We start from the raw sequence: 15,401 nt of genomic DNA, 5'->3' as shown, positions 1-15,401 counted from the left end.
CGCGAGATGCGGAAACGGGCGTGGCGGCCTGCGCTTGGTCACCGTACGTAGTTGTTTGCCGGTTTAGTCCCCGGGTAGCTGGCGGGCACGCGACGGAGGTGAAAGGTGTTCGAAAAGCGACGTCCCGGCGCCGTGCTCTTCGACCGGGACGGGACCTTGATCAGGGATGTGCCCTACAACGGCGACCCGAGCCGGGTCGAGCCGATGCCGGGCGCGATGGAGGCGCTGGGCCGGTTGCGCCGCGCCGACGTGCCGGTGGCCGTGGTCACCAACCAGTCGGGCGTGGCCAAGGGCCTGGTCTCCCCGGACGAGATGGACCAGGTGAACGCGAGGGTGGAGGAACTGCTCGGCCCGTTCGACGCGTGGGCGATCTGCGTCCACGACGACGCCGACGGCTGCACCTGCCGCAAACCCGCGCCCGGGCTCGTGATCAGGGCAGCCGCCGTGCTCGACGTCAGCCCGCGCGACTGCGTGGTCGTCGGCGACATCGGCAGGGACATGGAGGCCGCCAGGGCCGCCGGCGCCAGGGGCATCCTCGTCCCGACCGAGCTGACGCTCCCGGAGGAGATCGAGCAGGCCTCCGAGGTCGCCGAGGACCTGACCGACGTCGTGGATCGTGTCCTCAGCGACGCCGAAGACCCCGTGCCCGCCGGAGCTCGCGTCGCCGCGCCGTGGGCCCGCACCATGGGCTGGAGCCGCTGGTGAGGGTCCTCATCTGGCACGTGCACGGCTCGTGGACGAGCGCCTTCATCCGCGGCAGGCACACCTACGTGCTGCCGCTCGTTCCCGGCCGGGGTCCCGACGGGCGGGGGCGGGCGGCCACCTACGACTGGCCGGACAGCGCCCGCGAGGTCCCGTGGGACCGGCTCCGTGACGAGCCCGTCGACGTGGCCGTCTACCAGCGGCCACACGAGATCGACCTGGCCCGCGAATGGCTCGGCCGCGACGTGCCGGGGATCTACGTCGAGCACAACACGCCCAAGGGCGACGTGCCCTCCACCCGGCATCCACTGGCCGGCCAGGCCGACATCACGCTGGTCCACGTCACCCACTTCAACGATCTCTACTGGGACAACGGCAAGGCGCCCACGCGCGTCATCGAGCACGGCGTCCCCGACCCCGGCCACCTCTACACGGGCGAGCTGCCCCGGGCCGGCGTCGTGGTCAACGAGCCGGTGCGGCGCACCCGGGTCGCCGGCACCGACCTGCTGCCCCGCTTCGCCGAGCGGGTTCCGCTCGACGTGTTCGGCATGAAGGTGAACGGGCTGCCGTACCGGGCGTACGAGGACCTGCCGCAGCACGTCATGCACGCCGAGCTGGCCAGGCGGCGGGTCTACCTGCACCCCTACCGGTGGACCTCCCTGGGGCTGGCCCTCATCGAGGCCATGACGCTGGGCATGCCCATCGTCGCGCTGGCCGCCACCGAGGCCGTCGAAGCGGTGCCGCCGGAGGCCGGGGTCCTGTCCACGAAGGTCCCCGTGCTGGCCGAGGCCCTGCACGCGTTCGCCGCCGACCCCGAGAGCGCCGCCCAGGCCGGCAAGGCGGCGCGTGCCGCGGCCCTGGCCCGCTACGGGCTCGGCCGGTTCCTGTCCGACTGGGACCGGCTGCTCGCAGAGGTATGACCCCGGACGGCATGGGTAGGCGCGAACGTCATGATGATGATGCTCGACTGGACACGCAGAGCCGCCTGCCTCGACCTGGACCCGGAATTGTTCTTCCCGATCTCTCTGGAGGGGCCGAGCCAGTCACAGGTCGAGCGGGCCAAGACCGTGTGCCACGGCTGCCCCGTGCGTGAGCCGTGCCTGGAGTACGCGCTGAACACCCGGCAGGCGTACGGCGTCTGGGGCGGCACCGATCCTGAGCAGCGCCGTGAGCTCAGCCTGGCAGGGCCGCCGCGAGAAAGCGTTCCCGCTCAGCCGCTTCGAGATGGTCGCTGAACAACACGCCGTCCAGGTGGTCGGCCTCGTGCTGCAGCACCCTCGCCAGCACGCCGAGCGCCCGCACCGTCACGGGCTTGCCGAACATGTCGCGGCCCCGAGCGGTGACCATGTAGGAACGTTCCAGTGGCCACCACACACCGGGTGCCGACAGGCACGCCTCATCGGCGACGATGCGCCGCTCCGACAGCTCCAGCCGCGGATTGACCAGATGGCCTGATCTGCCGTCGTAGGCGTAGACCACCACCCGCACCGGCTCCCCGATCTGCGGGGCGGACAGCCCCGCGCGGCCGGCTCCCGACCGCATCGTGGCGGTCAGCGACTTCACCAGCCGCCGCAGCTCCCGATCGAAGTCGTGGATCGGCTCCGCGACCGAGCGGAGCACAGGATCGTCGAACGTACGAATAGGCCGGACCGTCACCCCGCCACTCCCCGATAAGCCGCGCCGTCAGGGTGAACGTTTCCCGCGATCGCCTCCGCCAATCGCGAAAGCGCGGCCTTGTAGCACAGCGGTAACAAGAGAGACCCGTGGGCGAAACCACCCGAAAGCAGTATCGGAGGGTGATCTCACTTGCGTCACACGCGCCTGTGATGCCTGGCCGGGTGCTCGGGGCCCGGCCAGGCATCCTCGCATATCTGGAGGTATCGGTATGAGTGCGCTTCCCCTCGAAGGCGGCGCCGCCCCAGAAACAGCGCCTGACGCGCTGTCGGGCTTCACGGTCGGCGTGACCGCGACCCGGCGGCGCGAGGAGTTCGGCGCTCTGCTGGAGCGGCGCGGCGCGCGGGTGGTCAGCGCCCCCGCGATCCGCCTGGTCCCCCTGGCGGAGGACACCGACCTGCTCGCCGCCACCAGACTCGCCCTCGAGTCGACGCTCGACGACGTGGTGGTCACCACGGGCGTGGGTTTCCGCGGCTGGATGGCCGCCGCCGAAGGCTGGGGGTTGTCGTCCGACCTGGGCGAGCACCTGGCCACCGCCCGCCTGCTCACCCGCGGGCCCAAGGCCAGGGGAGCGGTGCGGGCCGCCGGGCTCAACGACTACTGGACCCCGGCCACCGAGTCCTGCGAGGAGGTCAAGCAGTACCTGCTCGCCCAGGACCTGCGCGGCCGGCGCATCGCGGTGCAGCAGCACGGCGAGCCGCTCGACGACTTCGTGGCCGCGCTGCGCCAGGCCGGCGCCGAGGTGATAGAGATCCCGGTCTACCGGTGGCTGCCGTACCGCGACGTCTCGCCGCTGCGCCGCCTGATCAGCCAGACGATCTCCGGCTCGGTGGACGCGGTGGCCTTCACCAGTGCGCCCGCCGTGCACGCCATGCTCGGCATGGCCCGCGCGGAAGGGCTGGAGGACACGCTGCTCGCGGCGTTCAGCGGGCCGGTCGTGGCCGCCTGCGTGGGGCCCGTCACCGCGGGACCGCTGACCGCGCGCGGCGTGCCGACCCTGCAGCCGGACCGCTCGCGGCTCGGCGCGCTGGCCCGCGCGCTGGCCAGGCATCTGCCCGAGCACGGCGTCACCAGGCTGGTGGCCGGCGACCACAACCTGGAGATCCGCGGCCACGCCGTGGTCGTGGACGGCGAGCTGCGGCCGCTGCCGCCCGCCCCGATGGCGGTGCTCAAGCGGCTGGCCGACAAGCCTGGGCATGTGGTCTCCCGCGCCGACCTGCGTACCGTGCTGCCGGGCAGCATCGCGCGCGACTCGGCCGAGCACGCCGTGGAGATGGCCATCACGCGGCTGCGCCGCGCGCTCGGCCCGAGCGGGATCGTGGAGACGGTGGTCAAGCGCGGCTACCGGCTCGCGTGCCAGTACGAGGCGGGGATGTGATGCCCGCACTGATCCTGGCCGCGCACGGGACGCGCAGCGTCGCGGGGGAGGAGACCCTGTCAGCCCTGACGCGGACCGTCGCCAGGGCCCGTCCAGGGCGCCGGGTCGAGCTCAGCTACCTCGAGATCAGCTCGCCCCTCCTGGCCGACGTCCTCGACGCCGTCCGCGGCCCGGTGGTGGTGGTTCCGCTGCTGCTGGCGGGCGGCTACCACGTCCACATCGACCTGCCCGACGTCATCGCCGAGCACCGTCCCGACGCGGTGGTGGCCGGCTGGCTCGGCCCGCACCGGTTGCTGACGTCGGTGCTGGCCCGCAAGCTCGCCCGGGCAGGGCTGCGCTCCACGGACGCGGTCGTGCTCGGCGCGGCCGGCTCCTCCGACCCGGCCGCGCTCGCCGACGTGCGGGCCGCCGCGCACCAGCTCGCGGTACGCCTGGCCCGTCCGGTCACGGCGGCCTTCGCCTCGGCCGGCTCCCCGTCGCTGGAGGAGGCCATGGAGCGGCTCGGCTCGACCCCGGCCGCCCGCGTGGCGATCGCCTCGTACGTGCTGGCGCCCGGCTTCTTCCACGACCGCCTGGCCGCGGCCGGCGCGGGGCTGGTGAGCGAGCCGCTGGGCGCCGACCCGGACGTGGCGGCGCTGATCTGGCACCGCTACGACGAGGCGCTGCGCGGCCGCCGCACCATGCCGCAGCCCGCCCGGGCATCGCAGCGCTGAGAGCCCGGCGACCGGGGGCGTCCCGCTCTGGCGCTCAGGCGCTCAGGCCGCTTGGGCCGTCAGGCGACCGCGGACGGACCGCTTCGCCGAGGCCGTCAGGCGACCGCGGGTGGACCGCTTCCGCGAGGCCGTGCCGTCAGGCGACTGCGGACGTGACGGGCTCCAGGCGCAGCTCGCGCACGATCCCGACGGCGCTCGCCTCGCGCGTCGGCTCCGCGTCGGCGCCGACGAACATCTCGATGTAGGCCCGGTGGAAGCAGCCCGCGATCAGCAGCCGGGCGCTGGCCTCCGGGTCGACGTCGGACCGCACCCGGCCCAGCCGCTGCTCGCCCGCCAGGTAGGCGGCCAGCGGCGCGGTTTCCGTATGGGGCCCGAGCTCGGTGTCACGGACGGCCTGGCGGAATCGGACGGTCACGTTCGGCGAGGTGAAGGCGGGCAGCGCGGCGCTCTGTACGTCGATGTAGTACTCAATGCCCGCCTGGGCAACAGGAAGGAGGTTGTCCGATACGCACCCTTTTCCGATGCGATGGGTGAGATCGTGGAGAATGCTCAGCCAGAGCGGAAGCCGGTCCTGTAGCAGGGCAAGGAAGTGATCCACGGAGCCGCCGGGCCGGTCCTCCCTGAGGGAGACAGCCATCTCCAGGATGCGCCGCCGGGTGTCCTGACTTCTTTGATGCGGATCTAAATGGGAAGTCGCCATGGCGTGCCTAACGTGCGCGGTCAGTGGGTAGGCATCACGGCGCGAAGCCGAAGTTTCGCGATTTATCGGGTAGCTGGCTTAAATCTGGGATCCCAACTTCACTGCAATCTTGTGGTCACCGATTATTACCCGAAAGCGTGAAAAATTGTCGGTTTTAATCCCTGAGGGTTAGCTGTCAGTGTCGCGGCTGGTGAGGCTCTCGTTATCGCGCTGACCTCAGCTGTCGGTGTCGCGGTCCCGTCGGCGCAGGTAGCGCTCGAACTCCGCCGCGATCGCGTCCCCGCTGGCCTCGGGCAGCTCGGCGGCGTCCTTGCGCTCCTCCAACTCCTTGACGTATTCGGCCACCTCGGTGTCCTGAGAGGCCAGCTCGTCGACACCGCGCTCCCACGCGAGGGCCTCTTCCTCGAGATCGCCGAGCGGCATCGGGACCTCCAGCACGTCCTCCAGCCGGCGCAGCAACGCCAGCGTCGCCTTCGGGTTGGGCGGCTGGGCCACGTAGTGCGGCACCGACGCCCACAGCGAGATCGCGTCCAGACCCGCCTGGCCGAACGCGTGCTGCAGCACCCCGACGATGCCCGTGGGGCCCTCGTAGCGGCTCAGCTCCAGGTTGGTGGAACGGGCCAGCGTCGCGTCCGTCGCGCCGCCCAGGATGGGCACGGGGCGGGTGTGCGGCGAGTCGTTGAGCAGCGCGCCCAGCATGACGGCCAGCTCCACGCCGAGCTCGCGGCAGATCTCGATGATGTCGGCGCAGAACGAGCGCCAGCGCATGTTGGGCTCGATGCCGCGCAGCAGCACGATGTCGCGCTCCACGCCCTCCGGCCTGGCGCGCAGCAGCCGGGTCGTCGGCCACACGATCGACTGGGTCAGCCCGTCGTTCATCTCGACAATGGGCCGCGTCACCTGGAAGTCGTAATAGTCATCCGGGTCGAGCGCGATGAGCGGCTCGGCCTTCCAAGCGGTCTCGAGATGGGCGATCACACCGCTGGAGGCCTCGCCCGCATCGTTCCACCCCTCGAATGCGGCAATAAGCACCGGGTCGACGAGCTCGGGGAGCCCTTCGAGCTCTATCACGTGTCGCCTCCTCTCTCCATTGTCCCGCTAAGCCTATGCGGTAAGGAGGCGTCGGCGTCACTGATCTCTCTTCGAACGCCGGGCCGTCCCATACCGCGTTACCGGGCCGTCTCCGCCGGCCAGGTCCGCGACCGCTGCCTTCCGGCGCGCCGGCACCCTTCACGAGCGCGAACGTGTTCGCGCTCGGCGCAGCCCCGCGCTCGGCGCAGCCCCGCGCTCGGCGCTGCCACGAGTGCTCGGTGGCAGCCCCGTGCTCGGTGGATACTCGCTTCGCGTTCGGCGGGGACCCGTGTCCGGCCGGCCGGTCAGCGCTTGCCGTCGGTGGTGTGCACGATCAGCACATCGCAGGAGGCGCGGTGGGACACGCCCGAGGGCACGGACCCGAGCAATCGGCCGGCCAGGCTGTTGAGGCCGCGATTGCCCACCACGATCAGGTCGGCGCGGTGCCTGGCGGCCAGCGAGACCAGCACGTCCACGGCCTCGCCCTTCTCGGCGGCGAGGACCACGTCGGGGGCGCCCGCCGCGACGGCGTGCTCGCGCGCCGCCCGCAGCGCGTCGTCGGCCGGGGTGGAGCCGCTCACCTTGTACGCCAGCTCGCCGAGCCGGTCGGCGGCCGCCGTGCGCTCGCTCTCCCGCATGGGCAGATAAGCGCAGGCCAGGACAAGACTGGCGCCGGTCGCCGCGGCCAGGGACGCCGCCGCGGACACGGCGCGAAACGACGAGGCCGAGCCGTCGGTGCCGACGAGTACGGTGCGATAGGTCATGGAGACCCCTATTGGACGCTGCGTTCAATGACCAATCGGCAGCCTAACGCCCCACCCACCACCCATCGCAGCCACCCACCACCACCCGCCGCCACCCACCGCCCATCCGCCGCCGCCGACCCGCCGCCGCCTACCGCCGTCCACGCGCCGCCGCCTACCGCCGCCCGCCGCCCGCCGCCCGCCACCGGCCACCGGCCACACAAGTCTTCCGCCACTCACCTCTCCTGCCACTCCGGATCACCTGGTCCTGCGCCCACCCACCGCCGGATGTCGTGGTCTCACCCGAGTCACTGTTGTGCCAGCAGGGACAGCATGAGAACGATCTACCGGCCCTGTTACGAACAGCCTCCGGAGTGCAGCCGATAAGCTCTACGCCATGAGCATTTCCCCGTCCTTCCGAGAAGTGTTGTCCCAGCGCGTGATCGTCGCCGACGGCGCCATGGGCACGATGCTCCAGGCCCAGGACCCGACCCTCGATGACTTCCACGGTCACGAGGGCTGCAACGAGGTGCTCAACGTCACCCGCCCCGACATCGTGCGCGGCGTCCACGACGCTTACTTCGCCGTCGGCGTCGACTGCGTCGAGACCAACACGTTCGGCGCCAACCTCGCCGCACTCGGCGAATACGACATCTCCGAGCGGGTCTTCGAATACTCCGAGGCGGGCGCCAGGATCGCCCGCGAGGCCGCCGACCACTGGGCCACGCCGGACCACCCGCGTTTCGTGCTCGGCTCGATGGGCCCGGGCACCAAGCTGCCCACGCTGGGCCACATGCCGTATTCCAGCCTGCGCGACGCCTACCGGGACAACGCGGCCGGCCTGATCGCCGGCGGCGCCGACGCGCTGATCATCGAGACCTGCCAGGACCTGCTCCAGGTCAAGGCCGCCGTCATCGGCGCCAAGCGGGCCGCCGAGGCCTCCGGCCGGGACATCCCGATCATCGCCCAGGTGACGATCGAGACCAACGGCGCGATGCTGCTCGGCTCCGAGATCGGCGCCGCGCTGACCGCGATCGAGCCGCTCGGCGTCGACATCATCGGACTCAACTGCGCCACCGGTCCCGCGGAGATGAGCGAGCATCTGCGTTACCTCGCCCGCCACTCCCGCCTCAAGCTCAGCTGCATGCCCAACGCGGGTCTGCCGGTGCTGACCGCAGACGGCGCCTACTACCCGCTGTCGGCGCAGGAGCTGGCCGACGCGCACGGCACGTTCACTCGCGACTACGGACTGTCCCTGGTCGGCGGCTGCTGCGGCACCACCCCCGAGCACCTGCGCCAGGTCGTCGAGCGGGTCCGCGGCAAGGAGGTGGCGCCGCGCCGGCCGCACCCCGAGCCGGGCGCGTCCTCGCTCTACCAGACCGTGCCGTTCCGCCAGGACACCTCCTACCTGGCCATCGGCGAGCGCTGCAACACCAACGGCTCCAAGGCCTTCCGCGAGGCCATGCTGGCGGGCCGCTGGGACGACTGCGTGGAGATGGCCCGCGACCAGGCCCGCGACGGCGCCCACCTGCTCGACCTGTGCGTCGACTACGTCGGCCGTGACGGCGTGGCCGACATGAAGGAGCTGGCGTTCCGCTTCGCCACCGCCTCCACCCTGCCGATCATGCTCGACTCGACCGAGCCGGCGGTGCTGCAGGCCGGGCTGGAGATGCTCGGCGGCCGCGCCGCCGTCAACTCCGTCAACTACGAGGACGGCGACGGCCCCGACTCCCGCTTCCAGAAGATCATGCGTCTGGTACGCGAGCACGGCTCGGCCGTGGTCGCGCTGACCATTGACGAGCAGGGCCAGGCCCGAACCGCCGAGTGGAAGGTAGGCGTCGCCACCCGCCTCATCGAGGACCTGACCGGCAACTGGGGCATGCGGGTCGAGGACATCATCGTCGACTGCCTCACCTTCCCCATCGCCACCGGCCAGGAGGAGACCAGGCGCGACGGCCTGGAGACCATCGAGGCCATCCGCGAGCTCAAGCGCCGCTACCCGGGCGTCCAGACCACGCTGGGTCTGTCCAACATCAGTTTCGGGCTCAACCCGGCCGCCCGCATGGTGCTCAACTCGGTGTTCCTCAACGAGTGCGTCAACGCCGGGCTCGACTCGGCCATCGTGCACGCCTCCAAGATCCTGCCGATGGCGCGCATCCCCGACGAGCAGCGCCAGGTCGCGCTCGACATGGTCTACGACCGCCGCCGCGACGGCTACGACCCGCTGCAGCGGTTCATGGACCTGTTCGAGGGCGTCGACGCCGCCGCCATGCGCGCGGGCAAGGCCGAGGAGCTGGCCGCTCTGCCGCTGTACGAGCGGCTCAAGCGGCGCATCATCGACGGCGAGCGCAAGGGCCTGGAGGCCGACCTCGACACCGCGCTCGAGCAGCGGCCCGCCCTGGAGATCATCAACGACGTGCTGCTCGACGGCATGAAGACGGTGGGCGAGCTGTTCGGGTCCGGGCAGATGCAGCTGCCGTTCGTGCTGCAGTCGGCCGAGGTCATGAAGGCCGCGGTCGCCTACCTCGAGCCCTACATGGACCGCGTCGAGGGCGAGACGAAGGGCCGCATCGTGCTGGCCACCGTCAAGGGCGACGTGCACGACATCGGCAAGAACCTCGTCGACATCATCCTGTCCAACAACGGCTACCAGGTGGTCAACCTCGGCATCAAGCAGCCGGTGTCGGCCATCCTGGAGGCCGCCGACGAGCAGAAGGCCGACGTCATCGGCATGTCGGGCCTGCTGGTGAAGTCGACGGTCATCATGAAGGAGAACCTGGAGGAGATGAACTCCAGGGGCCTTTCGCAGAAATACCCCGTGCTGCTCGGCGGCGCCGCCCTGACCCGCGCCTACGTCGAGCAGGACCTCGCCGGGCTGTTCGAGGGCGAGGTGCGCTACGCCCGCGACGCGTTCGAGGGGCTGCGGCTCATGGACGCGTTCATGGCCGTCAAGCGCGGCGTGGCCGGCGCGACGCTGCCGCCGCTGCGCGAACGGCGCGTCAAGACCGGCGCCGTGCTCACCCGCACCCCGGTCGAGGAGCTGCCCGCCCGCTCCGACGTGGCGGCCGACAACCCCGTGCCGGCGCCGCCCTTCTACGGCGACCGCATCGTCAAGGGCATCTCGCTGGCCGACTACTCCGCCTTCCTCGACGAGCGGGCGCTGTTCCTCGGCCAGTGGGGACTCAAGCCCACCAGGGGAGGCGACGGGCCCGGCTACGACGAGCTGGTCGAGACCGAGGGCCGGCCGCGGCTGCGCATGTGGCTGGAGCGCATCCAGACCGAGGGCCTGCTGGAGGCGGCCGTCGTCTACGGGCACTTCCCGTGCGTCAGCGACGGCGACTCGCTGATCGTCCTCGACGAGTACGGCGGCGAGCGCACCCGCTTCACCTTCCCCCGCCAGCGCCGTGACCGCCACCTGTGCCTGTCGGACTTCTTCCGGCCCAAGGACTCCGGTGAGGTCGATGTGGTCGGCCTGCAGGTCGTCACCATGGGCTCGAAGATCGCCGAGGCCACGTCCGAGCTGTTCGCCAAGGACGCCTACCGCGACTACCTGGAGCTGCACGGCCTGTCGGTGCAGCTCACCGAGGCCCTGGCCGAATACTGGCACGCCCGGGTCCGCGCGGAGTGGGGCATCGGGGGCGAGGAGTCGCTGGACGACATGCTCAAGGTCAACATCCAGGGGTGCCGCTACTCCTTCGGCTACCCGGCGTGCCCCAACCTCGAGGATCAGGTGCAGCTGTTCCAGCTGCTCGACCCCGAGCGCATCGGCGTCACGCTGTCGGAGGAGTTCCAGCTCCACCCCGAGCAGGCCACCTCCGCGCTGGTCGCGCACCATCCCGAGGCCAAATACTTCAACGTCTGACCCGTCCCGGCCCCGCCGGCGGCCTGCGCCGCCGCCGGGGCGACGGACACGCGGGCCGGTGGGCGGCGCTCGCCCTGTGCCGCCCCAGGCCGGAGCCTGCTCTCCCGCTCGTCCTGCCGGAGGCGTTCACCAGGGCGGCGTTCATCCTTCCGCCACCCGGCCGGACGCGTTCACCACCGGACGGTGACAATGGCGTGCACCTACTCACCGAATCGGGGGAAGCATGGAAGCCGTCTTCTTCGACATGGACGGGCTGCTGGTCGACAGCGAGCGGGTCTGGCTGGAGATCGAGACCGAGGTGATGGGCCGGCTCGGCGGGCGGTGGACGCCCGAGCACCAGGCGCACCTGGTCGGTGGGTCCATGGAGCGGACGGTCGGCTACATGCTCGCCGTGTCCGGCTCCGGGGTTCACGGCGACACCGTGCGGCAGTGGATGGTCGACGGCATGGTGGCGCGCCTGTCGGCGGGGGTACGGGTGATGCCGGGCGCCTCTGAACTGCTCGACGCCGTACGGGCCGGGGGAGTCCCCGTGGGACTCGTCACGTCCTCGCTGAAGGAGATCGCCGACGCGGTGCTCAAGAGCGTCGGCAGGGACCGCTTCGACGTCGTGGTCACCGCCGACGACGTCTCCCACACCAAGCCGGACCCGGAGCCGTACCTGACGGCCGCGAGCCTGCTCGGCGTGGAGCCGGTCCGCTGCGTCGTCCTGGAGGACTCGCCGAACGGCGTGGCCGCGGCCACGGCCGCCGGCTGCGCCGTCGTGGCGGTCCCGAGCCTCCTGCCCGTCGAGCCGGCCCCCGGCCGGCTGGTGGTCTCCTCCCTCGAACAGGTCGCGGTCGCCGACCTCAGGGCACTCCTGACGTTCTGAGGGCTCGTCCCCTAAGGGAAAAGTGGTTCTCGCGGAGGAGGCGACCGGGCGTTCGCGTGCCAGGATGGAGTAACGAGCCACACATTGAGGGGGCGGCACAATGGACATGTTCAACCAGCTTGCTTCGCTTTGGCTGCCACTGTGTGCCGGTGCGACGGTCGCCGGGCTGGTGTTCAGCTTCCTGGCGTTCCGCCGCAGGGGTGCGGCTTCGGGGATGCGGGTGGCGGCATGGGCACTGTTGCCCATGGCGGCCTACCTGACCGGCGCGTTGCAGGCGCTGTGGACCATCGGCACGACCCTGGTGGGGTTCGTCACCGGGCTGGTGCTCAACCCGCTGGTCTGGGCCGGCGTGGCGGTCACGGGGCTGTCGGTGGTGCTGTTCGTCGTGTCCGGGGTCCTGCGCGGCAGGAGGCTGGCCGCGGGCAGGAAGAAGTCCGCTTCTGACACTCCAGCGCAACAGTCCGTTAAGCCTTCAGCGAACAAGTCGGCCGCCGCATCCAAGCCTCAGCCCGCCGTGAGCGCCCCGAAGCCGGCCAAGAGCGACGACGACTTTTCGGACATCGAGGAACTTCTCAAACGCCGTGGTATCGGCTGAATCCGGCTTGTGTCACAGTTCTGAGACTGAAACGGGACGTGCCCCAGACATTCCGTTCAAGATCGATACGAATGAGTTTCGCATCAATCACAGATTAGCCACATAGCAGCCCGAGGGACTGGTCACAGCAGCTCAGGCCATAGATTCTGCCTCCTGAGGTCGCGACTCGCGGTCTAAAGTCATCTCTAATAGACAGCGTCGTCTGGATGCAGGGGGCAATTTCGCATGACCGCGCCGCTAGACGTTTCCGGTTCCGCAGCAGAAGCGCATCCGGAGTCGGTGCTCGCGGGAGCGGGCAAGGCCATCCAGGGCCGGTCGCTCACCGGGATCGCCTGGATGCGGTTGAGGCGGGACAAGGTCGCGCTCGCCGGCGGGATCTTCGTCGTCTTCCTGATCCTGGTGTCGATCTTCTCCTCGCCGATCATCGCCGCTCTCGGGCACCCGCCGCTGGAGTTCCACCAGGACGCGATCGACCAGAACACGCTCCTGCCCAAGGGCACCTTCGGCGGCGTGAGCAGCGAATACCTGCTCGGTGTCGAGCCGGTCAACGGCCGCGACATCTTCAGCCGCATCGTCGCCGGCGCGGGGATCTCGCTGCTGATCGGCTTCCTCGCCACCCTCGTGTCCGTGCTCATCGGCACGGTCCTGGGCGTCCTGGCGGGCTACTTCGGCGGCTGGGTCGACCAGGTGATCGGCCGGATCATGGACGTCTTCCTCGCCTTCCCGCTGCTGGTCTTCGCGATCGCGCTCGCCGGTGTCGTCCCTGACAAGGGGTTCGGTCTGGAGGGCAACGGGCTGCGTGTGGCGATGCTCGTCTTCATCATCGGGTTCTTCAGCTGGCCCAGCATCGGCCGCATCGTGCGCGGGCAGACCCTGTCGCTGCGGGAGCGGGAGTTCGTCGACGCCGCGCGCAGCCTCGGGGCACGCCACGGCTACATCCTGTTCCGCGAGGTCCTGCCCAACCTGATGGCGCCGATCCTGGTCTACGCGACCCTGCTCATTCCGACCAACATCCTGTTCGAGGCCGCGCTCTCGTTCCTGGGAGTCGGCATCAACCCGCCCACCCCGACGTGGGGCGGCATGCTCTCGGAGGCGGTGCGTTTCTATACACTCCCGCACTTCGTGCTCTTCCCGGGCCTGGCGATCTTCGTCACGGTTCTGGCGTTCAACCTGTTCGGCGACGGGCTGAGGGACGCCTTCGACCCGCGCGCGCATTGACCTTCGCCAACGCTCCATCCCCCATCTCACCAACAAGGGGTTAGTCAATGAGAAGGAAATCCGCACTGGCGGCAGCCGCGACAGCGGCGCTCGCCTTGGTGCTCTCCGCCTGTGGCGGAGGTGGCGGCCAGCAGCAGCCGGCCCAGTCGGCCACCGCCGGCGGCGCCGCGCAACCCGCGGCGAACGTGGCGCTGACCCAGGTGTTCAACGCTTCCAGCAAGAAGGGAGGCACGCTCAAGGCCGCGCACTCCTCCGACTGGGACAGCCTGGACCCGGCCGACACTTACTACGGCTACTCCTTCAACTTCGGCCGCCTCTACTGGCGGACGCTGACGATGTACAAGCCGGGACCGGGGCCCGAGGGCGCCACCGTGGTGCCCGACCTGGCCGAGGGACTCGGCCAGCCGAGCGCCGACGGCAAGACCTGGACATACAAGATCAAGAGTGGTCTGAAGTACGAGGACGGCTCGCCGATCACCGCCCAGGACGTGGCGTACGCGGTGGGCAGGTCGTTCGACAAGGAGACCTTCACGCACGGCCCCTCCTACCTCAACGAGCTGCTGGCCTGGCCGAAGGACTTCAAGGGCGTCTACAAGACCCCCGACGTCGACTACAAGTCGGCCGTCGAGGCGACGGACGACACCACGGTCGTCTTCCACCTGACCAAGCCGTTCGCGTCGATGGACTACATCGTCCAGATGCCGATGACGGCCCCGGTGCCCAAGGCCAAGGACACCGGCGCGAAGTACCGCGAGCACGTGATCTCCTCCGGTCCTTACAAGTTCGAGAGCGTCCAGGCCGGCAAGAGCCTGGCGCTGGTGCGCAACGACCAGTGGGACGCGGCGACCGACCCCAACCGTCCGGCGCTGCCCGACCGCATCGAGGTCCAGCTCAACGTCAACGCCGACGACCTGGACAACCAGCTCATGTCCGGCAACATCCACCTGGACGTCCCGGGCACCGGCCTGCAGCCCGCCGCGCTGGGCAAGGTCCTGCCCGACCCGGCGATGAAGGCCCGTACGGACAACCCGGTCCTGCAGCGTCTGTGGTTCGTGTCGGTCATCCCCGACACCAAGCCGCTGGACAACCTCGACTGCCGCAAGGCCGTCATGTGGGCCGCGGACCGCGTCGCCAACCAGACCGCCTTCGGCGGCCCCGTCGCCGGCGGCGAAATCGCCACGAACGTCATGCCGCCGCCCATCAAGGGCCAGCAGAAGTTCGACCTGTACCAGACGCCGGAGAACAAGGGCGACGTGACCAAGGCCAAGGAGGCCCTCGCGGCCTGCGGCCAGCCCAACGGCTTCGCCACGACCATGTCCTTCCGCTCCGACCGGCCGCGCGAGAAGGCGCTGGCCGAGGCGATGCAGCAGGCGCTGGACAAGGTCGGCATCAAGCTCACGCTCAAGGGCTTCCCGGCTTCCAGCTACTTCTCCGACTACGCCGGCAACGTCGAGTACGTCAAGAAGAACGGCATCGGCCTGGCCGCCCACGGCTGGGGCTCGGACTGGCCCGACGGCTACGGCTTCCTGCAGGCCATCGTCGACGGCCGCACCATTCGCGCGGCGGGCAACTACAACCTCAGCGTCAAGAACCCTGAGGTGGACAAGCTGATCGACCAGGCCTCGGCGGAACTCGACGCCACGGCCCGCGAGAAGCTCTGGGTCGACGTGGACAAGAAGGTCATGGAGGACGCCTCCATCCTGCCCGTGGTCTGGGCCAAGGCCCTGCTCCTGCGCGGCCAGGGCGTGACGAACATCGCCTACAACGAGGGCCAGCAGGCGTACGACTACGTCATGCTCGGCGTCCAGTGACCAGGCGAGCTTCGGGGATCTAACGAAGGAAGGTGAAGGCGGGAGCGGCCTGGCCCGGCGACGGGC

General features: G+C 70.2%; 14 protein-coding genes. 10 read left to right on the top strand and 4 right to left on the bottom strand.

Going from position 1 to position 15,401, the window contains the following annotated elements; genetic code table 11:
- Positions 1–105: 105 nt before the first annotated feature.
- The 3 genes from ACTWPT_RS17370 to ACTWPT_RS17360 are packed head-to-tail and all read left to right on the top strand — an operon-like array spanning position 106 to position 1,937.
- A complete protein-coding gene (locus ACTWPT_RS17370; RefSeq protein WP_443178415.1) occupies positions 106–705 on the top strand; it encodes a D-glycero-alpha-D-manno-heptose-1,7-bisphosphate 7-phosphatase in 600 nt (199 codons plus the stop codon).
- The gene (locus ACTWPT_RS17365) at positions 702–1,622 is read left to right on the top strand and encodes a glycosyltransferase (RefSeq protein ID WP_443178414.1); all 921 of its coding nucleotides are present in this window, start codon (positions 702–704) and stop codon (positions 1,620–1,622) included. The genes ACTWPT_RS17370 and ACTWPT_RS17365 overlap by 4 nt, the downstream gene beginning before the upstream one ends.
- 33 nt (positions 1,623–1,655) lie before the next feature.
- Positions 1,656–1,937: a WhiB family transcriptional regulator gene (locus ACTWPT_RS17360; RefSeq protein WP_443178538.1), complete on the top strand. Its 282-nt coding sequence runs from the start codon at positions 1,656–1,658 to the stop codon at positions 1,935–1,937.
- On the opposite strand, the gene ACTWPT_RS17355 is transcribed toward ACTWPT_RS17360, so the two are convergent.
- Positions 1,876–2,358 carry a peptide deformylase gene (locus ACTWPT_RS17355; protein ID WP_443178413.1) on the bottom strand — a complete coding sequence of 161 codons (483 nt, stop codon included), beginning with the start codon at positions 2,356–2,358 and terminating at the stop codon, positions 1,876–1,878. The two genes, ACTWPT_RS17360 and ACTWPT_RS17355, sit on opposite strands and share 62 nt — an antisense overlap.
- A 229-nt stretch (positions 2,359–2,587) precedes the next feature.
- On the opposite strand from ACTWPT_RS17355, the gene ACTWPT_RS17350 reads away from it, so the two are divergent.
- Both ACTWPT_RS17350 and ACTWPT_RS17345 read left to right on the top strand, forming a co-directional pair.
- On the top strand, positions 2,588–3,754 hold the full coding sequence (locus tag ACTWPT_RS17350; RefSeq protein ID WP_443178412.1) for a uroporphyrinogen-III synthase: 1,167 nt from the start codon (positions 2,588–2,590) through the stop codon (positions 3,752–3,754).
- On the top strand, positions 3,754–4,467 hold the full coding sequence (locus tag ACTWPT_RS17345) for a sirohydrochlorin chelatase (RefSeq protein ID WP_443178411.1): 714 nt from the start codon (positions 3,754–3,756) through the stop codon (positions 4,465–4,467). Before ACTWPT_RS17350 ends, ACTWPT_RS17345 begins: the two co-directional genes overlap by 1 nt.
- Before the next feature lie 136 nt (positions 4,468–4,603).
- On the opposite strand, the gene ACTWPT_RS17340 is transcribed toward ACTWPT_RS17345, so the two are convergent.
- The 3 genes from ACTWPT_RS17340 to ACTWPT_RS17330 form a co-directional block, all read right to left on the bottom strand.
- The gene (locus ACTWPT_RS17340; RefSeq protein ID WP_443178410.1) at positions 4,604–5,104 is read right to left on the bottom strand and encodes a hypothetical protein; all 501 of its coding nucleotides are present in this window, start codon (positions 5,102–5,104) and stop codon (positions 4,604–4,606) included.
- Positions 5,105–5,383: 279 nt separating this feature from the next.
- The gene (locus ACTWPT_RS17335; RefSeq protein WP_443178409.1) at positions 5,384–6,238 is read right to left on the bottom strand and encodes a PAC2 family protein; all 855 of its coding nucleotides are present in this window, start codon (positions 6,236–6,238) and stop codon (positions 5,384–5,386) included.
- Positions 6,239–6,543: 305 nt separating this feature from the next.
- Positions 6,544–7,002, bottom strand: coding sequence for a universal stress protein (locus tag ACTWPT_RS17330; protein ID WP_443178408.1), 459 nt, complete (start codon positions 7,000–7,002; stop codon positions 6,544–6,546).
- A gap of 376 nt (positions 7,003–7,378) precedes the next feature.
- Between ACTWPT_RS17330 and metH the strand changes: the two genes are divergently transcribed.
- From metH to ACTWPT_RS17305, 5 genes are all read left to right on the top strand, one after another.
- Positions 7,379–10,843: a methionine synthase gene (metH, locus tag ACTWPT_RS17325; RefSeq protein WP_443178407.1), complete on the top strand. Its 3,465-nt coding sequence runs from the start codon at positions 7,379–7,381 to the stop codon at positions 10,841–10,843.
- Between the two features lie 223 nt (positions 10,844–11,066).
- A complete protein-coding gene (locus ACTWPT_RS17320; protein ID WP_443178406.1) occupies positions 11,067–11,711 on the top strand; it encodes an HAD family hydrolase in 645 nt (214 codons plus the stop codon).
- A 100-nt stretch (positions 11,712–11,811) separates the two neighbouring features.
- The gene (locus ACTWPT_RS17315; RefSeq protein ID WP_443178405.1) at positions 11,812–12,306 is read left to right on the top strand and encodes a cellulose synthase; all 495 of its coding nucleotides are present in this window, start codon (positions 11,812–11,814) and stop codon (positions 12,304–12,306) included.
- Positions 12,307–12,531: 225 nt separating this feature from the next.
- Positions 12,532–13,524 (top strand): ABC transporter permease, encoded by a 993-nt coding sequence (locus ACTWPT_RS17310; RefSeq protein WP_443178404.1) that lies wholly within the window; start codon positions 12,532–12,534, stop codon positions 13,522–13,524.
- A 47-nt stretch (positions 13,525–13,571) separates the two neighbouring features.
- Entirely contained in the window at positions 13,572–15,335 is a 1,764-nt protein-coding gene (locus ACTWPT_RS17305) for an ABC transporter substrate-binding protein (RefSeq protein ID WP_443178403.1), read from the top strand.
- Positions 15,336–15,401: the final 66 nt, after the last annotated feature.

Source organism: Nonomuraea sp. 3N208 (assembly GCF_052245935.1).
Taxonomy (GTDB): Bacteria; Actinomycetota; Actinomycetes; order Streptosporangiales; family Streptosporangiaceae; genus Nonomuraea.
This window is presented reverse-complemented; position numbering and strand designations above follow the sequence as displayed.